Here is a 20,937-nt window from a genome sequence, read left to right on the forward strand (position 1 = left end):
AGGCATAAATATGCAATTCTTTTTTCATCATGTAGGCCAAGCAGGTTCTTCAGATTTCGATAAGACTGTTTTCAAGGATGTAGATATTGCTATTCTAAATAATAAACTGACTGCTGATATACAAGATTCTGCTATAAAAGCATTATCCTCATTATTCCCTGATGGGCATTTCAATTGTTGGGGAGTTCCAGAAGGAGCAAAGTTTGTCATAAGAAATCTCAATGCAGGAGATTATGTTCTTCTTGTAGAAAGTGCTAGGATAGACGGTTTTATTCCCGCTTTATGTCACGTCAAATATTATATTCAATCACTACAACCTGTTTTGTCAGAAGCCCTTTGGGGCAATAAAAAATACCCTTACATTTTCTTTTTCCAAACAGAACAATTAGAATTGCCATGGATAGATTTTTTAGAACAGGTAGAATATAAACCAAATTTCAACCCTGCAGGCAGTTTTTTATCTATCAGAAATGAGAGAATAGCAAAATTTGGAGAAGCAGAGGGATATGCTAAATATTTACGTACTAATTATCTAAAATTTATGAGTACATTTAATAATATATCTTATGAAGACTTACAGAAAGAAAAGCAAAGTACTATTAAAGAGATTAGGGAAGCGCCTGAATATTATGATGCTTATAGCAAAAAGGAAGAAATAAATGCTGAATTGGTGGAAATTCATAACCTCCTTATTGAAAATGGTGATGATCCATTGCTTACTCAGGATGTTAAAGATTCAATTCGTAGATACAAATATAGAGATATAGCTTTTTCTATATCCGTTAAGCAAGCATACAACTTTAAGTGTGCAATTTGTAGTTTAGGAGTGCGCGGTCCTAAAAATGAAACAGAAGTAGAGAGTGCTCATTTTTACCCTAAAGGACTAAATGGCAGTGATGATATTCGGAACGGTATCTGTTTATGTCGTAGACACCATTGGGCTTTTGATGTTGGTTGGTTTGCAATTTCTGATCAGTATACAGTTATGATCAATAAAAATATGCCAAATGATCCTGATTACGATTTTATTCGTGATTGGGAGGGTAAACCGATTAATTTACCTCAAGCGAAAGCTTGTTGGCCTCATTTGAAATTTGTGAGAGAACATAGAAAAGTAATGAATTTTTAAAGCTCTGTCTATACTTGGCAGATGCTCGATCAAATAATAATCGGAGAAGAGCGCGCGGTTATTGAAGAACGCCTCGCTCCAATACGAGACCATGTAGGCCGAGCGCAGCCGCTCCACATAATCGAACACGCTCTCCCCATCATGGTACATAAACAGGCGCAGCACACGCATCGAGATGCGATCGGGATTGCGCCGATTCACCGTCATCGTCCGCGCATAGGGATTCTCCTTGCGCTTCTGCGCCATCCCAGGGGTCCCATCCTGCGCCTGCGCCGCATCATCGACCCCGGCCACCAGCACAAAATCGATCTGCAGATACTTTGTCGTCAGCACCAGCAAGAAATCGCCGCCGCGCTGATTAAAGACGCGCGTCAGTTCACGCGTCTGCTGCTTCGTCACCGACGGCGACCGCATCTCAAACAGAAACACCTCTAGCGTCCAATCATTGGAGAGGCGAGCCACACGCGCGATCGAAGCGATCTGATGGCGCAAATCATTGGTGATACCGAGTGACTGAGGCGTAAATGGGGTAACATCATCAGTAGCATAGCCCAGCGCAGCGAAGAAGTCCTGCACCTGCTGACGACCTGAAAGCTCCTGTACATCCCTGCGGGCAATTTCAGTGACCATAGCTCATTGTCTACCTGTTCCAGGCACACAGTGCCAGAACGGTGCCAGGCTCTCGCGAGTCTAAGCACAATAAAATATTACTTATATGGAATTTATCGATACCAAAAATAAAAGAGGTTAATATTGTTTTTATGGTAGAGAAAGCCTAACATGCAATTAATGATATTGTCAAGCCAGAAAAGCCCATCCGGTAACATTCATTTTGCCGCCAATCCCAATGCACCAAAAAATATAAATGCACCAACTTTTGGAGATCAATCTTTAACGATGCGTTTCGTTCCTAGAGGCGAACAATGATAAAAGAAGTCTGTAATAGATGACTTCCTGCGCATGAGACAACATCAAACATAGTAAAATTTTAAATTGCAAAATTCGCCTATAATCTATACAACACAGCCAAATAATGGTAAAATCATGAAGATTTATTTCGCATGTGCAATGCATTACATTTTTTCTTTTCTTCGTAAAGTGTTCCAGGATGGATCCCGAGCGCTTCTCCACGTTTATTCTACCAGTGTGAAGCTTATTAATGTATCCATCTCTGATCTATAACAATTGTAAGGAGTGTAAGCTTATGCCACTTGTCTCCCCCGACAACAGTGCTACATCTTCTGATGAAATCATGCGTTATCCATTTGACACGATGCGTACAGTAGCAGCCACTATTTTATCCAATGTAAGTATCGCGCTCTCAGAACATGAAATTGCATGGAAAAAGGCGCAGGATTATGTACAATCCCTTCCAGACCCACTCCAGCCTGCATTTATGGATGTTTTAAATAAACATCAGCAAAGGATAAGAGATTCATACAAATGGCAAGAAGATTTTGCAGGTGCATTATTTAATGCAATAGATACTGTATCAAATACAGATAGCAATATCTCAACCTCATTTCAAAAAATAGACAATGCGAAGTTTACGGGATTTGGCCATGGGCATCTTATCGTAGCTGATGAATAAAAATATATGTTGTGATCAACATATAAAACAGCAGGAGTAGAAGGATGGATCCAGTAGATCAAGCGATAGAAAATTACTTGATTGCTCCCCTGAGTACGTTTCTTGAACATACATCCTCAATGGATGGGGTACATTACACTCATGTACAAAAATTTTCTGATGCTGTTGGATCGCTTTTTATCGGGTCAGATTCATTTAGTGGACCAGCGGCTGATGCGGCAGCCAATCTGATTGGAGACTATCTACAAGCAGAAGCAAATTTTAACAGCACCGGCATTTCCGAGCGACTTAGTGATGTTAAAATGTTATGTGACGTTGCGATTAAAACACTTCAATGGGATATGCAGGCACATTGGATTCCCTGGGTTGATTATCAGCAGCAAGCGCAACAGAAAAACTCATCTAATCCAAATCTGGCCATGGGTTTTGCAGGCATAGGTACCATAGGGATCGGAGGAGGACTACTTGGAGGATTAGAAGGTACAGCAATAGGCGCGGCTTTTTTAGAGGCTCTTATTCCAGTGGCAATTGTTGCTGCGGCAATTGGTATGTTTATTTTTAATCAGAAGGAGGAGGAAGTAACTGAAGCGATAGCTGCAATGGTTGCTCTGATCGGATCATTAGAGGTAGCCGCTGGGACTGCTGAAATCGCGTTACCTCGTTCTCCGGCGTTAAACTCTATATCGGTTGCTATACCAAGTCCAACCGTTGGGCAAAAATCGTCTGCACAAGCTATCTTTAATAAGTGGTATGGTAAAGCGAAAGAGTTGAAGCTCTCTGATATTCTTACATTGGTCTGTCTGGGATATACGGAAGCACAGATTAATGATCTACTCATAAATTGGAACCGTTGGCAAGGCATGTATGATCAAGGGGAAACGAAAGACTCTTTGCATACCTTGATTGATCTTGCGGCTGGTAGGACAACAGATAAAAATGGCAATATTATCTCAGCTGATCCAAGTGATATGCTAGGAGCACAACGTATCCTTATTGCAATGACCCATCTCTGGACTAGCCAGGACTTTATTACAAAAGTCTCTATTCCTAGTGGAGAACCTGTTGGCCCATGGAATATCGTAGGACTCAGCGTACCAAGGCCTTCTGCGAGTGGACGTATAAATATTAGTAACGATCGTGATATAGATCTTGTTATTAAAATTAAGGCTGGTAACCAGATCCTGTTTGTTGAAGTAGGGGGAGAAAATAAAGGTGTGGAAGACCCTTATCGCTTCGCCAAACAGTTAGATGCCCTGAAGCAATCTGCAGGTACCTCCGCCAGACCCTGTGTATGTCTTATTGCACCACAACCGGGGCCGCTCGACCAACAACCGAGAGATTTTAGAACGGCGTACAAAAGAGCAGTTAATGGAGTTGGTGAGGGAAATGTCTTTGTCATTTACCCCCAAAATTCTCAACCCAATGTGTGTGCTGCCCCCTGAGATAACCAGATATGAGAAAAGGAACTTTGACTTATGGGTACTTCACCATATGAAATGAAGCTCTATATACCTCGTCAGCCTCTCACATGGGAATGGGTGACAGTTATCCTTTCACAACTATGGAAACATGGAATTCACTTTACCTACCCGGCACCAGAATCCCTTACATGGGATGGAGAGCTACAGTCCACGAACAGTTACGTTCTTCACAGCACCGCTGAGACGTTTGAAGGCAAACTGAGAGAGCTTCTGGCGAAAGAGAAGACCGGGATATATCTCACCATGTGGGATGGCGCGATCCCGTATGATCTTTTATTCTCTCTTGATCCCCATGAGGACAACAATGATGATCTCGAGCCAGTAGAAGATGCCCCTTTCGGTCATGTCTCGCTCTATTGCGATGTCACACGTAGTAACACACCCATTGTATCCAGCACCATGGAGAGCCTGTTACCGTATCTGCAAGCCTATCGTGGTTTTCTCCACTGGAGTAAGTTGCTTTGCCAGATCATAGATCCAATATACGCCCTTGGATATACCGGGATGAGCGCTATCAGCGGGATCTATGGAGAGCATGGAGATCGTCCATTGCAGGAACAACTGGCCCGAGGAGTGCTTCCTGATATTGAAGCCATTCTCAATGGTGAAGGCAGTTGCTATCTGGCTCCTGGAGGTGCGACCTCTGAAATAGTGCAGCGAGCTCTTGCGATTCCAGATTGTATCGTGCAACGCCTCGCGAATGGGGGAGTCTTCTTCACGCGAGCATTTGCCCCATATCGTTATGAAAACAATATAGCTCAACAATACTATCTCCTTGGGGAAATGTGTCTCGGTCGACAACTCTCGGGAACATTGCCGCCAGACCTTCCTCCTTTACAGGAAACTGATGCAGAAAAATATTTTCAATATGCCCTGACAATCTTCTCCTCAATCAATGATGAAGTTGGGATGAGGGCCGCCAGACGCCAATTGGAACGGGATACGCCATAGCTGCTTTTTCAGTTAGTTATCAATCAAGTCATTGCGCATCTCTCTGCGAGAGGCGTTACATTATAGCCGATCCAGACAGACGACTCACGGCGGATTTTGCGCACGTACGGACCTGGTTACCTTACGCCCGACCATACCAACATGCTATAATGGGGTACATTTCGTGAGTGGGAGGGAACTTGTATGCAGTCCGAACAACCTCTCAAGGTTCTGATCCTTGCGGCTGAAATTGAGCCGTTCGTCAAGGTGGGAGGCATGGCGGAGATCGTGGGTGCGCTGCCCAAGGCCCTGCAGGCCCTGGGACATGATGTGCGCCTGATCATGCCACGCTACCGCCAGGTTGATGAGCAGCATTTTCAGCTATCGACAATCCTTGATTCGATCTCGGTGCCCATGGGCAACTTTAAGATCTCGGCCAGCGTGCGGCAGGCGGAGATCGGCAATCATATCCCTGTTTATATGATTGATGCCCCCCGGTACTTTGATCGTGAAAATATTTACGGCTATACAGATGATGGTGAGCGCTTTATTTTGTTCTGTCGGGCTGCCCTGGAGGCGGTTCGCTCCTTAGACTGGTCGCCTGATATCGTCCATTGTAATGATTGGCATACCGGCATCGTGCCGAACTGGCTCCATACCATTTATCGGTCCGAAGACTTTTTCGCGCACACCGCTTCGGTCTATACGATCCACAATCTGGCGTATCAGGGTATCTTTGGCTATCGCCTGCTTGAGGTTGCTGGCGTGGCGGCCAACGGTTTTGTCTATCCGCAGATCGCGGAACTGGCGAATGTGGTCGATATCATGGGGCGTGGCATCCTTTTCGCCGACGCGGTGACGACGGTGAGCGAGCGCTACGCGCAGGAGATCCTGACGCCGACCTTTGGCGAGAAGCTGGACCATATGCTGCGCTCACGCCGTGACCGCCTGTTCGGCATCCTCAACGGCGTGGATTATCAGGAGAATAATCCGACCAACAATGCCTTTATCCACACGCCGTACGATGCCGATTCGCTGGAGAAGCGGGCCGAGAACAAGGCGGCCCTGCAAGAGCAGGCGCACCTGCCGGTCAAGCCGGACGTGCCGCTGCTGGCCATGATCTCGCGCCTGGCCGATCAGAAGGGCTTCGACCTGCTGGCGCAGATCATCCATCCCCTGCTGGCCCAGGGCGTGCAGTTCGTGCTGCTGGGCGTCGGTGACCAGCACTACCACGAGATGTTCCAGAAGCTGGCCGCCAGCTATCCCGACCAGGTGGCGATCTTCCTGACCTTTAATACCGAACTGGCGCAGCGCATCTACGCGGGCAGCGACATGCTGCTGATGCCCTCCCGTTTCGAGCCCTGCGGCACCAACCAGATGTACGCCATGCACTACGGCTGCGTCCCCATCGTGCGCCACGTCGGCGGTCTGGCCGACACCGTCCAGGAGTACAATCCGCACGGCAGCGAGGGCAACGGCTTCGTCTTCAACAATTACGACGCCTGGGAGTTCTTCGCCGCCATCGTACGCGCCCTCGCCCTCTATCCCTTCAAAGACATCTGGCGCACCCTGCAGATGCGCGGCATGGCCGCCGACCACTCCTGGCACGCCTCCGCCCTGCGCTACGTAGAAGTCTACCGCAACGCCCTCGAATATCACAACACCGGCAAATAAAACTATGTACGGCGGGGAGGTGCAGGAGGGGCGCACAGCCCCTCCTGCCGGGGGAATGGGGGTGTCCCCCATGCCCTTTTTTTCTTTCTCCCGCCGCAGGCGGGAATACATCTCCATAGGAGAAGAACCTGCGCTCTCCGCGCACACAATCCCCACGGCAGAATTGCCGTAAGATCTTACGGCAATTCTGCCGTATATGCTATACTTGGAAGAAAGAATACCCCTCGAAGTTGCGCGGCGGATAACAATGTTGTCTATCCGCCATATGTCATTGCAATGAGGCAGGCAGAGCGAGAATACCATGCCCGGTACAGCACCACATTACAGATAGACGTTGGTATTCAATTGATAGAGAGATGGAGTAAGAAAGCAATGACCATTCAGGAAAGAAAGGCGATCCCAGTACCCCAGGTAGAGGCGAGAACCCCCGTTCCCCGGCAAAATTTGCGCGTTCCCGGTCCGACTCCCGTCCCTCCCGATGTATTGGAAGCCCAGGCCGCCCCTATGATCAATCACCGTGGCCCCGAGTTCTCAGCTATCATGAAGCGAGTGACGCCACGTTTAGAATATTTCTTCCAGACCCGTTCGCGCGTCCTTACCTATCCGGCCTCTGGTACCGGTGGACAGGAATGCGCCGTCGTCAACGTGTTCTCGCCTGGCGATCACGTGGTATCTATCATCATCGGTAACTTTGGCACGCGGCTGGCGAAGATTGCCGAGGCCTACGGTGTCAAGGTGTCGCGCATCGAGTTCGCCTGGGGTGAGTTCGCCGATCCCGCCGTGGTCGAGGCGCGTCTGAAAGAGCTGGCCCCCTACAAGGGCGTGATGATGACGCACAACGAGACCTCGACCGGCGTCACCAATGATATTCAGACGCTGGCCGCGCTGGTGCGCCGCCTGAGTCCCGATGCCCTGATAGTCGTTGATGCCGTGAGCTCGCTGAGCAGCCTGCCACTGGAGATGGACCCCTGGGATCTGGACGTTGTGTTTACCGGTTCACAGAAGGGCTGGATGATCCCTCCCGGTATTATGATGATCGCGGCCAGCGAGCGCGCCTGGCAGGCCCATAAGACCTCGAAGATGCCCCGCTTCTACTGGGATTGGAGCTCGACGCTGAAGCAGCTGGAGAGCAGCTGGCAGCATCCGACAACCCCTCCAGTCTCGCTCTTCTATGCCCTGGATGTGGCGCTGGATAAGATGCTGGACGAGGGGCGTGAGGCCATCTTCGCGCGCCACGTGAGGGCTGGCGAATACGTGCGTGGACGCGCGCAGGCCATGGGACTTGAATTGCTGGCGAAGGATGCGCGCTACGCCTCCAATACCGTCACAGCCATCAGGGCACCTGAAGGCATCGAGACGAAGGCGCTGCTCAAGAAGTTGCATGACCAGGATCAGATCGTGCTGGCCGATGGACAGGACCATATGAAGGGCAAGATGTTCCGCATTGGTCACCTGGGCTACTTCACAGATGCTGATCTGCAGCAGGCCATGGATGCGGTCGAACGGCATCTTAAGGAGCTGGGCTACCGGGCGTAGATTGCGCCCGACCCCGGCAACAAGCAAGAGGAGAAGAGAGCAATGGCTGAAGATGTCACCCATCCTGAAAATATCAAGGTGCTGATTACGGATCGTATCGCGCGCGAAGGCGTCACCTTCCTGCGCGAGCAGCTGCCCGAGGCCCAGGTCGATGAGCGGCCCGGACTGAGTCCCGAGCAGCTGAAGGCGATCATCGGCGAGTATAGCGCGCTGGTGGTACGCAGTGAGACGCAGGTCACCGACGAGGTCCTGTCGGCCGGCACACGTTTGAAGATCGTCGGTCGTGCCGGCGTGGGCGTCGATAACATCGATACCAACTCCGCCACGCGGCATGGCATCATCGTCGTCAATTCGCCGACCGGCAATATCATGGCGGCGGCCGAGCACACCATCGCCATGCTGATGGCGCTGGCCCGCCACGTGCCGGCGGCCGACGCCAGCATGAAGGCCAACAAGTGGGAGAAGAGTCGCTTCCTGGGCATCGAGGTGCGCAACAAGACGCTGGGCGTCATCGGACTCGGCAAGGTCGGTATGGCCGTGGCCCGGCGCGCCCAGGGTCTGGAGATGAATATCATCGCCTTCGATCCCTTTGTCTCGCCCGAGCAGGCGCGCAAGTCCAACGTGACTCTGATGAGCCTGGAAGAGGTGCTGCGCCAGGCGGACTTCGTGACCCTGCATACCTCGCTGACCAGCGGCCCCAGTGGGACGCGTGGTCTGATCGGTGAGGCCGAGCTGCGCATGATGAAGCCAGGATCACGCCTGATCAACTGCGCGCGCGGCGGACTGATCGATGAGGAGGCGCTGCTGCGTGCGCTGGATGAGAAGCATCTCGCCGGAGCGGCGCTGGACGTCTTCAGTCAGGAGCCGATCCGCGACAATGCCCTGCTGCAGCGACTGGTGGCGCACGAGCAGATCATCGCCACCCCGCACCTGGGCGCCTCCACCGAAGAGGCCCAGGTCGGCGTCGCCACCGATGTCGCCGAGCAGATCGTCTCGGTGCTGCGCGGCGGCTTCCCACGCGCGGCGGTCAACGCTCCGCTGATCCTGCCCGAGACCCTCAAGGTCTTGCAGCCCTACATGACGCTGATCGAGAAGATGGGACGCCTGTACACGCAGCTGCAGCCCGAGCCGCTGCGCAAGATCGAGCTGACCTATAGCGGCGAGATCGCCAGCTACGATCTGCGTCCGCTACAGGCCGCGCTGGTCAAGGGACTGCTTGAATCGGTCTCGGAGGCGCACGTCAACATGATCAACGCCCAGGTGCTGGCCAAAGAGTGGGGCATCGAGATCGTCGAGCAGAAATCGACCACTCCGGCCGAGTTCGCCAACCAGGTCACGCTGCGCGTAGTCAGCGATGGACGCGCCGGAGGCGAGAGCCATCCTGAGAACTTCGTCAACGTACTCAGCGGCACCGTCATGCACGACGAGCCGCGCATCGTCCAGGTCGGCCCCTACTGGACCGAGTTCGCGCCAGAGGGTCCCATCCTCTTCTGCCGCAACATCGACCAGCCAGGCATGATCGGCATCGTCGGCACCGTGCTGGGCAAGGCCAGCGTCAACATCCGCCACATGGATGTCGGCCCCAGCGTACGCCGCGCCCGCGCCTACGACGCCAAACGCCCCACCGACTCCGCCCTGATGGTCATACTCGTCGACAACCCCATCCCCGAATGGGCCCTCGACGAAATCAGCCAGGCCGGCAACATCTTCGGAGTCAAAATGGTGAATTTATAAAAAAACACCACGATGCCCCATACACAAAAACGCCCCTCGTCACACGTATATGTGACGAGGGGCGTCCATGCGGTGAAGCGGCAAGCGGGTCGAGAGTTATATACCACATAGGTTCGGACCTCGCGTCCGATTATCGTGCCAGCCCACGACACGCCGCATATGAACGGACCTCGCGTCCGATTATATGCAACCCGCGAACCGTTTAAGCGGCGCGGTAGCGGCGCCGACGACCACGAACGCCGCCTGTGATCAGGTGCCAGATGGCGATCAGGATGATAGCGCCGATCAGGGCGCGAATAATCGGGACGCCGAAGAGGTAGATGTCTCCTACACCGGAGATGGTGATGACGTTGGTCATCAACCACGCACCGATGACTCCGACGATAATCGCGCCGATAATGCCGAACGGTACGCGCCAGCCTACGATCATTTCCGCAACGATGCCAACGATGGCGGCGATAATGATGTACATGATGACGTTCATACCAAAGGACCACACGTTATGACCGATGGTGATGGTTACTCCATCTGCAAGAACTAACATGATACACTCCTTTGCATCTTTCCTTCGTTCTCGATGAGTCCGAAAACCAATATATGTATGAAAATACCAGCCAGCAGGGCGATGGATAGAATAAAACTCATAGTTATGTTATACAACATATGCTCATCACTTTCTATACGTTCTAACCCTGCCATAAAGTTTCGGAATGGTGCTCCTACGAGGTGAAGTTTATTGATATGGCTGAAAAGGCCTATGGATGACGTTGAATTTATGGAAAACGCTGTACAATATACAACATAAGACCTGACAATTACGTAGCTTCTTATTGATGACTTTTTTTTGACTGAACTGCCACGTTATGAAAAACAGATAAAGGATGCCCATTGATGGATACGGCGACTTCCTCTGAGCGTAAGCAGCGACGCCTGGCGCGACCGACCCCTGCGCAGGCCCGTTTCGCGTTTATTATTCTATTAATTATAAATATTCTCAATTATACGGATCGTTCGATTCTGGCGGCGGTACAGGTTACTATTCAACATGATTTTCACCTGACTGATGTGGAACTGGGATTGCTGAACTCTTCGTTTTTGTTTATCTATGGATTGGCGACGCTGCCGATCGGTATCTGGGCGGATCGCGGTATTCGTAAGAATATCGTCGCGGCCTGCGTGGGGATCTGGAGTGTGGCGACGGCGTTGAGCGGCCTGACCCACAACTTTATCCAGCTCTTTCTGACACGCTCGATCCTGGGGATCGGCGAGGCTGGCTATGCGCCGGCATCGGTATCGCTGATCGGTGACTATTTCAATAAAGAGCGGCGCGGCTTCATGCTCTCGGTCTGGTCGGTCGGCAATCTGATCGGGACCGCGCTGGGACTGATCATGGGTGGCATCCTGGCGGAAGCACTGGGATGGCGCTGGGTCTTCTACATCGTTGGTCTGCCGGGCCTGCTGGCCGCCTTCTTTATCTGGCGCGCGGTCGAGCCGAAGCGTGGCGCCTTTGATGTCGAGGGGGAGGACGAGGGCGACGATGGGGCGGCCGCCGCTCACGGCAGCATCGGCGGCAACATCCTGCAGGTCGTGCGGCAACTCTCGAAGACGCCCACTTACTGGGTGCTGGTCGCCGCCTTCATCTGTAGCTTCTTCATTATCGGGGCCGCGCTCTCCTGGATACCAACCTTCCTGCACCGCGAGTTTCAACTAAGCGTGGCCAGGGCCGGTACGGTCTCGGGCGGCGTGCTGGCCGGTGGCAGTCTCGTTGGTACCCTGATCGGCGGCTGGCTGGCGGACTTCCTGCAGCGACGGTTACCGCAGGGGCGTATGATTATCACCGCCGTAGCCTTCCTGGCCGGCGCGCCCCTGACCTGGATCGCCATGAACATGCATTCTCTATCGGCCTTCATCGCCGTCTTTGCCCTGGCGATCGTCTGCCTGAGCCTCTGCCTGGGTCCGATCCAGGCCATCATCCAGGATATCACGGTCCCCAATATTCGCTCCACGGCGGTCGGCCTGGCGCTTTTACTGGGACACCTGCTAGGCGATGCGGCCTCACCACTGATCGTGGGCGCCATCAGCGATAGCACAAACTCGCTTGGCTTCGCGCTGCAGATCACGGGTCCCACCTGCCTGCTGCTGGCGGGCCTGATCTGCCTCATCGGCGTCAAAACGGTGGCGGGCGATATTCAGCGGGCGCATAGGCGTGTCAACCGGCGCGACGAAGAATCATCCACCAGGTAATAAAAGAAGCCGCCTACTGAGTAGGCGGCTTGCTTTTTTTGAAGCGGGTTACGGGGATCGAACCCGTGATCTCAACTTTGGGAAAGTTGCATGTTAGCCACTACACCAAACCCGCGCTGTCATTGTCACTGACAAGACGAATTATAGCCGATCGACGAGGTGTTGTCAAGCTTTTTATTGCTGAATTTCTGTCATGGACAGAAAACGCGTCAACTATGGTATGATAAAAATAAAAAGCAACGAAACTCTTCTTCAGGCGTATAGTGTACGTATCAGAAATCAGGCTCGAAATTATCAACACTTATCGATGTCAGGAGGATGTTATGGGGCTTTTCTCTCGCCTCGCCAACCTGTTCCAGATCCGGGCCAGCGCCGCCCTCGACAAGGCTGAAGATCCCGGACAGGTGATGGATTATTCCTACAATAAGCAGTTGGAGCAGTTGCAGCAGCTCAGACGCTCGGTCGCCGACGTGGTCACCCAGGAGAAACGCTTAGAATTGCAGCAGTCGCAGCTGCAGGAGAAGTTGAACAAGCTCGATTTCCAGGCCCAGCAGGCGCTGCGTGCCAACCGGGAAGATCTGGCGCGCATGGCGCTGCAGCGCAAAGAGACCCTGATCGTGCAGTTGAATGGCTACGAGCAGCAGATCGCGCAGCTCAAGGCCCAGGAAGAGAAGTTGATTACGATGGAGCGGACCGTCTCAGCGCGCGTCGAGACGTTCCGTACGCAGAAGGAAATGGTCAAGGCGCAGTATAGCGCGGCCCAGGCGCAGGTGAAGATCAACGAGGCGGTCACCGGTATCTCGCAGGAGATGACCGAGATGAACCTGGCCATGCAGCGTGCCCAGAACAAAGTCCTGGATATGCAGGCACGTGCCAACGCCATGGATACCCTGATCGAGCAAGGCACGCTTGGTGAGCAGGGACTCCTCGGGGCCGGCAGCGGCGATACGCTTGACCGCGAGCTGCAGCAGATTGCCGCCGAGCAAAATGTGGAGGCACAATTGCAGGCATTAAAGCAACAGCTGCAGCTTGAAGGTCCCGATGCTCAACACAAACAAATTAAAGGGCCAGCTACTGAAATGTAGTCTAGCCCTTCTTCTGTTCTTTTTCCTTACGCGCCTTGTCTCTATAGTACGATTTGGGCTTTGGGCGACGCTCGGTATCTATATAGGCAGCGGGAGCGGCATCTTCGCGCGCCGCGATCTCAGTCTCGTCGCGCTCGCTGATCAACTCCTGTAGATCGTTGTAGACGTTGTAGTTATCCAGTGTTTCAGGCATGCGCAACATGTGACGTAGCACCTGTACCTGAGAGATACTCGTGCGGTCATTTCTAGCGGCTTCAGCCTTCTTCAACAGTTTCTCTACCAGGTCCATGCTATCATCATGCGCCCCAATACCCTCGAGCCGCTCTCTCACCACCAATAACTGCTCATATAAGTTCATTTCGACACTCCTCATAAATGGCAGGTCTCAAAAAATCTTTTAAAGTTATGGTAACATAGAGCATAAAACCCGTCAAATAAAATGGACCAACGGTCTCCCAACATCCCCCCGCAACCCCATAGGTTCGGACCTCGCGTCCGATTAATCGGGCGCGAGGTCCGAACCTATGGGGTTGGGTGGGTTATCGGGAAACGAAGACGCCGACGGCGTTTTCGTGTGGGGAGTCTTCTGTTTCGTTGTGTTCTACGGACTCGACGGAAACGAGGTTGGTGTAGAAGGTGCTGCCCCCGTTGAAGTCGGCCAGGCGGTCAGAGGTGGTCCAGTTGACGTTGCGCCGGTCGGGGCTGAACTTTGGCCACCAGACGGTGGTGGTGGCCAGGACACCCGGGCGTACATCTTCCGAGACTTCCGCTACGAGATGACACCAGCCGCGTTCATTGCTGACCTTGACCATCTGCCCGCTGCGAATGCCGCGTACCTTCGCGTCCTCCGGATTGATGCGCAGGGTGGGCGTGCGCTCCTTGGCGATCAGCGTTGGCTGATTGGCGAAGGTCGAGCTGATAAAGTGGTGGGCCGCTGGATTGAGCAGGGGCAATAGCTCGTCTTTGCCCGCGATCCGCGCTGTCGCCGGGCGCGTCTCGACCTCGGGCACCCAGTCGGGTACGGGATCATAGCCTTTGGCCTGCGCCTGCTCGGAATAGAATTCGACCTTCTGTGAGGGCGTGCGGAACACGCCATCCTGGAATGGTACCCGCTCGTTCTCGGGGATGGACAGCGGGATCGAGCCTTCGGCTTGCAGGCGTTCTAGCGTGATGCCCTGCAGGGTGGGCTGTTTGCCGGCGGTCGCCGCCAGCACCTCTGCGATCACGGACTCGGCGTCCTGTTGCAGCCACGGCTCCTCGAAGCCCATGGCCGCCGCCAGTGAGCGCATGACGTCCCAGTTGCAGCGCGCCTCGCCCAGTGGCTTAATTGCTGGCGTATTATATTGCAGGGACAGGTGACCGTATGGTTTGTGCAGGTCAACCTGCTCCAGCTGGCTGGTCGCCGGCAGGATAATATCGGCGTAGCGCGCAGTGTCGGTCTCGAACAGATCGTGAACCACCGTGAAGAGATCCTCGCGCAGCAGTCCCTCAATCACCTTGCCGGAGTTGGGTGTGGAGGCCGCCGGATTGCTGTTGTAGACATAGAGCGAGTAGACCGGGGGATCGGCCTCGCCGGTCAGGACGGCGCCCAGGCGGTTCATGTTCAGGCTGCGGGTGGGGGGGGGACAGCTCTCCTCGTGCGCATGCCCAAGGGCCGCCTTATCCCACTTCAGCCAGTCGCTGGTACTGTACATCAGGCCACCGCCGCGTACGCCATATTGTCCCAGCACGGCCGGCAGGCTGGCGAGGGCGCGTATTGTCTGGCCGCCGTTGGTATGCCGGTTGATGCCATCGGAGATACGCAGCATGGCCGGCTTCGTCGTGGCATAGGCGCGAGCCAGCTCCACAATCGTCTCGCGGGCCAGTCCCGTAATGGCCGCGCCTCGTTCGGGCGGATACTGCATGATGCGCTCCCGCAGCTGCTCCCAGCCGACGGTATGCTGCTCAATCCATGCCTCATTGTGCAGTCCCTCGCTCACTATCACATGCATCATCGACAGGGCCAGGGCGGCGTCCGTACCGGGTAGGGGCTGGATATGCTGATCCGCCGAGCGCGCGGTCAGCGTGCGAATGGGATCGATCACCACGACGCGCGCGCCCTTCCGCTGCGCCTCGCGCAGGAAGGGGACCACGTGGGGAGCCGTGCTGGCGGGATTGCTGCCCCAGATCAGGATCAATTTACTGTGCACCACATCCTCGGGCGATGGGGCCAGGCGTCCACCGATGGTCAGCATCACGGCCTCTTCGGCGGCATAGCCACAGATTGAGCGCACCAGCTGGCTGGCGCCCAGGCGATTCCAGAAGCGGGCATCGGTCACGCCACCCTGCACCAGGCCCAGCGTCCCCGCGTAGCTGTAGGGTAAAATACATTCCGCGCCATGCTGATCGATAATCTGCCGCCAGCGCTCAGAAATCTCCGCCAGCGCCTCATCCCAGGAAATACGCGTAAACTGGCCGCTCCCCCTGGGACCGCTGCGGCGCAAAGGATACAGCACCCGCTCCGGGTGATAGACGCGCTCCAGGTAGCGATTGACCTTGGCGCACAGCCAGCCGCGCGTCACCGGATGATTCGATCGTCCCCGCACGCTGACCGCGCGCCCGCTCTCATCCACATGCGTCTCCAACGCACACGTATCGGGGCAATCATGGGGACAAGCCCCATAAACCACGCGCAGACCGCGCCCCCCCTTCTCTCTCTCTCCAGATACTCTCACCGACATACTCTCTTTCATACGTTCGGACCTCGCGTCCGATTATCTCTCCCCGCACGAAAATGCCCACCCTGCACGAAAATGCCTCCCCGTAGGTGCCGGGCTTGCCCCGGCTTGTCGCGAAGCGACCCCGTTCCCGGCCGACTCGGCCTCCTCATTATCCCGGATGCTCTTCCCAGGCTCCCTCGCCAGTCAACCAATCCAGTATAGCATCGGGCATCAAAGAGGCGGCGGCATGGCGCTGCGAGCTGCGCGGCAGGCTATGCAGGACGGTCGATCCGTACTCTTTCGAAGTGACGCGCCGGTCGAAGAGGACCACCGCGTTGCGCCTGCCATCTCCCCACATAAAGCGGTTGATGGCCCGATTGACCCTCAGGGTCGCGATCGGCACGGTTAGCTGACGCAGCTGGTCGGAATATTGTTCGGCCCGCGCCGCCATCGGGGGATCATTCAGCACCGGCATGGGCAGGCGGGAAATAAACAGGCAGGCCGGGGAACGCACGATCTCGTCGGCATTATCCCAGAAGCTGCCCGTCCCCAGGATCACCACCCGCTCCTGCGACTGGAAGACCTGCCACAGCTGGCGCGGGGAGCCATCGGCCCCCTGTCCCAGAACGAGGATGTTACGCGCCTCAAGGATAGGTTTAATCGCGGTATAGGTGCTGCGCAACGCGGCATGCGATGTGAAGAGGGCCACCACCTGCCCCTCAAGGGCCGTAGCCAGGTTCACCAGCGTGTCATCCAGGTGGCGCTGATATTGGGGAGCATTGGGCTCCGGCACATCGTTTGGCAGATATAGCAGTGTCTGCTCCTGGTGTTCAAAGACCGCCGAGCAGACGGCTACCGAATCCTGGTCGAGCCCCAGGCGCTGGCGCGCGAAGGTGAATGTGCCATCCACAGAAAAGGCGGTGCCGGCGAAGATCGTACTGGCCCGCTCCTTGAGCAACAACCGCTTCAGCATGCCGGACGTATGTATGAGCTGCGAATAGAGGACTGGCGCGGGCTCGATAGAGATCGCGCTGGATCCGGGCTCGGCGACCTTTCTGGCCGCGTGCTGCTGGGCCGCCGTGGGAGGGGTCGGCGGCATGCGCAGCCAGTAGACAGAATCCCCTTCTCCCAGTGACATGGCCTGCTTCACCATCTGCAGTTGCTCGTTCAGTTGATAGGCGGCCGCCACCAGCTCAGAGGCCACCGACGTATCCTCTCCGCTTCCCTGATCCTGGCGGCGGCGATTGCTCTGCCGGGCCAGGATGCGCCGCTCGGCATCATTAGCCAGCTCGATGACCGAGCGCAGGCGCTGCTCCACCTGTTGCCACGCCTGTTCCACCTCGTTCCACGCGCCCAGCTGGCGTATATGATTCGTCAGCCGCAACGGCTGATCGGGTCGCTGCTCATGACCTCGCGCTTGCCCCCGACCCTTGTCGCGTCCATGCAGCTGGACGGACTCATCAATCAGGCTGTTAAAGGCCAGAAAGAGACGCCCCACGGCCATGCGTGCCTGGCGCAGCGTCTGAAACCACTGTAACAGCCGCTGATCCAGCTCTGATTTTGGCACGGTCGGTGTGGTGGACAGCCCGCCGGGACCATTGTCACGCAGCGAGGGCGCCGCCAGGGCCAGCAGACCCTGATAGCGTCCATCGGCCAGCTCGGCGCCGATGGTATTGAGGACCCGCAGAACCTGCAACTGATCGAACTCGGAGCCGCCCCAGCGGATATTCTCTTCCTCAATCAGATCAGCATCCAGTATCAGGCGCCGATCAATGTCGGCCAGTAGCGGCTGCCGCAATGAGAGATCATCAAACAGGCCGGCATGCGTCGTCACCACGATGCTGGCCGCCCGCACACGCTCCTCCGCCAGGCTCACAAAGCAATATCCCTTGCGGCGATAAGTACAGCGCTGATACGTTTTCTCGAAGCGCTCATCGACCGACCGCCTCTGCTCGAAGCTCGATGAGATGCGATCCCAGGCCGTAATCTCTTGCTGCAGCAGTGTCAGCTCGCTACGGTCACCCTGCAGCGTCTCATGCGTCCATAGGCGCAGCTTGGCCAGCCCTCGTGCCTGTTCGGCTGTCAGCTCTCCGCTGGTGCGCCGCATGGCGGCCCCGAACCAGCGATGGGTACACAGATAGCCCCCGTGCTCTGCCAGGTAGGCCACAGAATGATGCGATCTCATCTTCTGCTGCAGCAGGGGCAGCGTCGTATCGATCAGGCGCCGCGCGCTCTGCTGATTGGCGCAGGCGATAACCAGCCTGCGCGGACCATGCGCTTCAGTTTCATTTTCGGCGTTGGTGTCGGCGGAAGGAGGTGTATCCAGCCACTCCAGTGCCGCCAGCAGGGCCGCTGTATAGTCGTGCCCGCCCAGCGTCAGTTCCAGCAGCAGCGGCTCACGCTGCTCCAGCGAGCTAAGAATGGCCTGGCGCGCAACCTCGTTGCCGCGCACGGCCGGGGTCTCAACGGGCACATCGACGACCGGCATCGCGTCAGCGGCGGGCGACTCCTCGGCGTCCTGCTGGCGTCCAACCGCGAACGAGAGCACGCGTGGATCCATGCCCAGTTGAGAGGCGAAGCGATCGCCCAGGCTGCCACGCGCGAGCCTGCCAACCACGCCATCGCGTTCCTGCCGATCGCGCAGCTCCTGGCGAAAAAAGTGCAGCAGCGGCCATGAACGCGGCGCATCCAGATTGGCCAGGTCGTTCAGCACATCCAGGTCCACCGCCTGCAGGCGCTGATGCAGGGCATTAAAGACCTCCATCGCCAGCACGGTATCAACCATAGCGCGGTGCCGATCGTGCGGCACACGTACCCCCAGCGCCTCGGCCACCTGCCCCAGGTTATAGCTGACCAGCGACGGCAGTAGTACAGTTGCCAGTTCAAAAGTATCGATAAGCGGATTAGTACGCGCGATGCCGCGCATGCGCAAAAATCCCGCATCAAACGGGATGCTATGTCCGACAATAGGGAGATCGCCAAGGAAGTACTGCAATTTGTTTGCCACAGCGGAAAAAGGAGGCGCGCCAGCCAGGTGCTCAGGCTTGATGCCGGTCAGGCGTTGTACGCGATAGGGAATCGAGCGACCGGGGGCTACAAAAGTCTCTAATGTATCGATTATTTCGGTCCCCTGAAACTTGACGGCGGCAACCTCAAGAATAGTATCTTGCTCGGGATGTAAGCCAGTCGTTTCTAGATCAAGGGCAACACGAATGGCAGATCGTTTCGCCATAGATTATCGGTCCTCATCTCTCTCTCGGCTACTTTCAATAAATATCATCCCCGGCACTATTTTGGAGAGGAAGGGGATGGCGGCCAGTGTTCGAGCAAGGCCCGGGCTTTCAATGCGGCCTGCCCACGATGGCTGATGCTATTTTTGTGCTCTGGCTCAATTTCGGCGGTCGTCTTCCCCAATTCTGGAACCAGGAAGATCGGATCATAGCCAAAGCCATTGGTACCACGAGGGGGGTCAGTGATCAGACCTTCGATCGACCCTTCAACACTCTGATGATAGCCCGAAGGTTCAGCGATGGTAATCACACATGTAAAGCGAGCGGTCCGCTTCTCCGGTGGTACACCGCGTAAGCGATCAAAGAGAATAGGGAAGCGTTTCTCGTAGGGGGTATCTACGCCAGCAAAACGTGCTGAATAAACGCCTGGAGCGCCGCCCAGTGCATCGATTTCCAAACCAGAGTCATCAGCGAGAGAGAGTGTCCCCGAAGCACGTGCATATGCCAGGGCTTTTAATTCTGCGTTTTCTTGAAAAGTCGTTCCGGTCTCCTCAACATCAAAATCGATATGAAGATCGTTGAGCGAAAGCAATTCATATGGTAGGTTCGCAAAGATTGCTCGATACTCTTCCAACTTATGACGATTTGTGGTTGCTACCAATAGGGCGCGCATATAAGACTCCAAACTAGGCGGAACCGAAACATTGCCACCATTCTACCATAAGACAGTAGAGTTGTCGAGAAAAAAGAGGGTGTAAGGACGTACGCCCGGCGTACATCCCACACCTTCACACCATAACGGTGTTTCGCCGTAGGCGAGGATGCCCCCGGCATCCTCAACCGGGCTTGCCCCGGCTTTGTCGCGCAGCGACCCCGTACCCCCACGATCAAGCCCCTCGTGGTATTTTTCGCGCATTCTTGAGGAGCGCAGAAAAATCGCAAAAAAATGCTTGACATAGTACTGGTTTACATGTATAATCCGCAGTGTTAAGAGAAACGCGGCACACGAAGCCAGCTTCTCATAACAATACCCAGCCGATGTAGCTCAGGGGTAGAGCAACGCTTTCGTAAAGCGTCGGTCGTCGGTTCAATTCCGACCATCGGCTTTTTTGATGCCTAAGACCAGCATAATGCCGCTTCAAAAGCGGGTTTATGCTGGTCTTATTTTTTATCCTTACTGTGTCAGCATGGTAATCCTGAATGCGGCGAGTAGCTGACGGCTGGCCTCAGGAGGTCAGGGAGCGTAGGAGGTAGGCGGTAAACTCGCGGTGTTGCTCCTCGTCGACCATGCACAGATCTCTCATCAGGGTGAGCAGGGTCAGGATCTGGCCGGCTATCAGGGCGTCGGTGACGACGGTGCGTACACCTTCATCCTGGATGTTAAGGGTAGCGTCCGTGGCGGTGGTGCGATGCACAAGCATGTGGTTGACCGATGATTGAAAATCATCAGAGATTCTGTCTCTCAAATCCTCTATAGCTTGTTGATACGTTCTGTCCTGCATTGATCTTTCCTCCAGATCACATTTGGGCATATATATAATGCTATCTATCTTATCTCCAGCAACGATATAGTAAAAAAATGCAGTAACGATAAAGGTAGGTGG

16 protein-coding genes and 2 tRNA genes are annotated in these 20,937 nt (G+C 54.8%); 10 read left to right on the forward strand and 8 right to left on the reverse strand.

Features of this window, described 5'->3' with window-relative positions:
* Nucleotides 1–10: 10 nt before the first annotated feature.
* A complete protein-coding gene (locus KTT_RS19355) occupies nucleotides 11–1,129 on the forward strand; it encodes an HNH endonuclease (RefSeq protein WP_126597564.1) in 1,119 nt (372 codons plus the stop codon).
* Here the strand turns inward: KTT_RS19355 and KTT_RS19360 are convergent.
* Nucleotides 1,058–1,759: a hypothetical protein gene (locus KTT_RS19360; protein WP_126597565.1), complete on the reverse strand. Its 702-nt coding sequence runs from the start codon at nucleotides 1,757–1,759 to the stop codon at nucleotides 1,058–1,060. The genes KTT_RS19355 and KTT_RS19360 overlap by 72 nt on opposite strands.
* A gap of 574 nt (nucleotides 1,760–2,333) precedes the next feature.
* On the opposite strand from KTT_RS19360, the gene KTT_RS19365 reads away from it, so the two are divergent.
* The 6 genes from KTT_RS19365 (at nucleotide 2,334) to serA (ending at nucleotide 10,075) form a co-directional block, all read left to right on the forward strand.
* Nucleotides 2,334–2,720, forward strand: coding sequence for a hypothetical protein (locus KTT_RS19365; RefSeq protein WP_126597566.1), 387 nt, complete (start codon nucleotides 2,334–2,336; stop codon nucleotides 2,718–2,720).
* Between the two features lie 44 nt (nucleotides 2,721–2,764).
* The gene (locus KTT_RS19370; RefSeq protein WP_126597567.1) at nucleotides 2,765–4,162 is read left to right on the forward strand and encodes a hypothetical protein; all 1,398 of its coding nucleotides are present in this window, start codon (nucleotides 2,765–2,767) and stop codon (nucleotides 4,160–4,162) included.
* 33 nt (nucleotides 4,163–4,195) lie between these two features.
* Entirely contained in the window at nucleotides 4,196–5,152 is a 957-nt protein-coding gene (locus KTT_RS19375; protein WP_126597568.1) for a hypothetical protein, read from the forward strand.
* 183 nt (nucleotides 5,153–5,335) lie between these two features.
* The gene (locus KTT_RS19380; protein WP_126597569.1) at nucleotides 5,336–6,805 is read left to right on the forward strand and encodes a glycogen synthase; all 1,470 of its coding nucleotides are present in this window, start codon (nucleotides 5,336–5,338) and stop codon (nucleotides 6,803–6,805) included.
* A 372-nt stretch (nucleotides 6,806–7,177) separates the two neighbouring features.
* Nucleotides 7,178–8,341 (forward strand): pyridoxal-phosphate-dependent aminotransferase family protein, encoded by a 1,164-nt coding sequence (locus KTT_RS19385; RefSeq protein ID WP_126597570.1) that lies wholly within the window; start codon nucleotides 7,178–7,180, stop codon nucleotides 8,339–8,341.
* Nucleotides 8,342–8,383: 42 nt separating this feature from the next.
* On the forward strand, nucleotides 8,384–10,075 hold the full coding sequence (serA, locus tag KTT_RS19390) for a phosphoglycerate dehydrogenase (RefSeq protein WP_126597571.1): 1,692 nt from the start codon (nucleotides 8,384–8,386) through the stop codon (nucleotides 10,073–10,075).
* A gap of 202 nt (nucleotides 10,076–10,277) precedes the next feature.
* Here the strand turns inward: serA and KTT_RS19395 are convergent, their stop codons facing one another.
* Nucleotides 10,278–10,619 carry a hypothetical protein gene (locus KTT_RS19395; RefSeq protein ID WP_218030927.1) on the reverse strand — a complete coding sequence of 114 codons (342 nt, stop codon included), beginning with the start codon at nucleotides 10,617–10,619 and terminating at the stop codon, nucleotides 10,278–10,280.
* A gap of 347 nt (nucleotides 10,620–10,966) precedes the next feature.
* On the opposite strand from KTT_RS19395, the gene KTT_RS19400 reads away from it, so the two are divergent.
* Complete coding sequence (locus KTT_RS19400) at nucleotides 10,967–12,319, forward strand: spinster family MFS transporter (RefSeq protein WP_126597572.1); 1,353 nt, start codon at nucleotides 10,967–10,969, stop codon at nucleotides 12,317–12,319.
* 42 nt (nucleotides 12,320–12,361) lie between these two features.
* On the opposite strand, the gene KTT_RS19405 is transcribed toward KTT_RS19400, so the two are convergent.
* Nucleotides 12,362–12,434, reverse strand: a tRNA-Gly gene (locus KTT_RS19405).
* A 208-nt stretch (nucleotides 12,435–12,642) separates the two neighbouring features.
* Here KTT_RS19405 and KTT_RS19410 point away from each other — a divergent pair.
* Nucleotides 12,643–13,404, forward strand: a complete 762-nt coding sequence (locus tag KTT_RS19410) for a PspA/IM30 family protein (protein WP_126597573.1) — start codon at nucleotides 12,643–12,645, stop codon at nucleotides 13,402–13,404.
* 1 nt (nucleotide 13,405) lies between these two features.
* Here KTT_RS19410 and KTT_RS19415 read toward each other — a convergent pair whose 3' ends face one another.
* From KTT_RS19415 to KTT_RS19430, 4 genes are all read right to left on the reverse strand, one after another.
* Nucleotides 13,406–13,762: a hypothetical protein gene (locus KTT_RS19415; protein ID WP_126597574.1), complete on the reverse strand. Its 357-nt coding sequence runs from the start codon at nucleotides 13,760–13,762 to the stop codon at nucleotides 13,406–13,408.
* Nucleotides 13,763–13,943: 181 nt separating this feature from the next.
* Nucleotides 13,944–16,118, reverse strand: a complete 2,175-nt coding sequence (locus KTT_RS19420) for a molybdopterin-containing oxidoreductase family protein (protein ID WP_235845769.1) — start codon at nucleotides 16,116–16,118, stop codon at nucleotides 13,944–13,946.
* A 154-nt stretch (nucleotides 16,119–16,272) separates the two neighbouring features.
* Nucleotides 16,273–19,335, reverse strand: a complete 3,063-nt coding sequence (locus KTT_RS19425; protein ID WP_126597576.1) for an exonuclease domain-containing protein — start codon at nucleotides 19,333–19,335, stop codon at nucleotides 16,273–16,275.
* A 56-nt stretch (nucleotides 19,336–19,391) separates the two neighbouring features.
* Nucleotides 19,392–20,006: an XTP/dITP diphosphatase gene (locus KTT_RS19430; protein ID WP_126597577.1), complete on the reverse strand. Its 615-nt coding sequence runs from the start codon at nucleotides 20,004–20,006 to the stop codon at nucleotides 19,392–19,394.
* A 361-nt stretch (nucleotides 20,007–20,367) separates the two neighbouring features.
* Between KTT_RS19430 and KTT_RS19435 the strand changes: the two genes are divergently transcribed.
* Nucleotides 20,368–20,439: transfer RNA gene (locus tag KTT_RS19435), tRNA-Thr, on the forward strand.
* A gap of 120 nt (nucleotides 20,440–20,559) precedes the next feature.
* On the opposite strand, the gene KTT_RS19440 is transcribed toward KTT_RS19435, so the two are convergent.
* A complete protein-coding gene (locus KTT_RS19440) occupies nucleotides 20,560–20,835 on the reverse strand; it encodes a hypothetical protein (protein WP_126597578.1) in 276 nt (91 codons plus the stop codon).
* Nucleotides 20,836–20,937 lie beyond the last annotated feature (102 nt).

Source organism: Dictyobacter aurantiacus, from assembly GCF_003967515.1.
In the GTDB taxonomy this organism is placed as follows: Bacteria; Chloroflexota; Ktedonobacteria; order Ktedonobacterales; family Ktedonobacteraceae; genus Dictyobacter; species Dictyobacter aurantiacus.

Bases quoted from the DNA above. Each gene is read 5' to 3' on its own strand.
- KTT_RS19355 (WP_126597564.1), top strand. From the start codon at position 11: ATGCAATTCTTTTTTCATCATGTAGGCCAAGCAGGTTCTTCAGATTTC.
- KTT_RS19360 (WP_126597565.1), bottom strand. From the start codon at position 1,759: ATGGTCACTGAAATTGCCCGCAGGGATGTACAGGAGCTTTCAGGTCGT.
- KTT_RS19365 (WP_126597566.1), top strand. From the start codon at position 2,334: ATGCCACTTGTCTCCCCCGACAACAGTGCTACATCTTCTGATGAAATC.
- KTT_RS19370 (WP_126597567.1), top strand. From the start codon at position 2,765: ATGGATCCAGTAGATCAAGCGATAGAAAATTACTTGATTGCTCCCCTG.
- KTT_RS19375 (WP_126597568.1), top strand. From the start codon at position 4,196: ATGGGTACTTCACCATATGAAATGAAGCTCTATATACCTCGTCAGCCT.
- KTT_RS19380 (WP_126597569.1), top strand. From the start codon at position 5,336: ATGCAGTCCGAACAACCTCTCAAGGTTCTGATCCTTGCGGCTGAAATT.
- KTT_RS19385 (WP_126597570.1), top strand. From the start codon at position 7,178: ATGACCATTCAGGAAAGAAAGGCGATCCCAGTACCCCAGGTAGAGGCG.
- serA (WP_126597571.1), top strand. From the start codon at position 8,384: ATGGCTGAAGATGTCACCCATCCTGAAAATATCAAGGTGCTGATTACG.
- KTT_RS19395 (WP_218030927.1), bottom strand. From the start codon at position 10,619: ATGTTAGTTCTTGCAGATGGAGTAACCATCACCATCGGTCATAACGTG.
- KTT_RS19400 (WP_126597572.1), top strand. From the start codon at position 10,967: ATGGATACGGCGACTTCCTCTGAGCGTAAGCAGCGACGCCTGGCGCGA.
- KTT_RS19410 (WP_126597573.1), top strand. From the start codon at position 12,643: ATGGGGCTTTTCTCTCGCCTCGCCAACCTGTTCCAGATCCGGGCCAGC.
- KTT_RS19415 (WP_126597574.1), bottom strand. From the start codon at position 13,762: ATGAACTTATATGAGCAGTTATTGGTGGTGAGAGAGCGGCTCGAGGGT.
- KTT_RS19425 (WP_126597576.1), bottom strand. From the start codon at position 19,335: ATGGCGAAACGATCTGCCATTCGTGTTGCCCTTGATCTAGAAACGACT.
- KTT_RS19430 (WP_126597577.1), bottom strand. From the start codon at position 20,006: ATGCGCGCCCTATTGGTAGCAACCACAAATCGTCATAAGTTGGAAGAG.
- KTT_RS19440 (WP_126597578.1), bottom strand. From the start codon at position 20,835: ATGCAGGACAGAACGTATCAACAAGCTATAGAGGATTTGAGAGACAGA.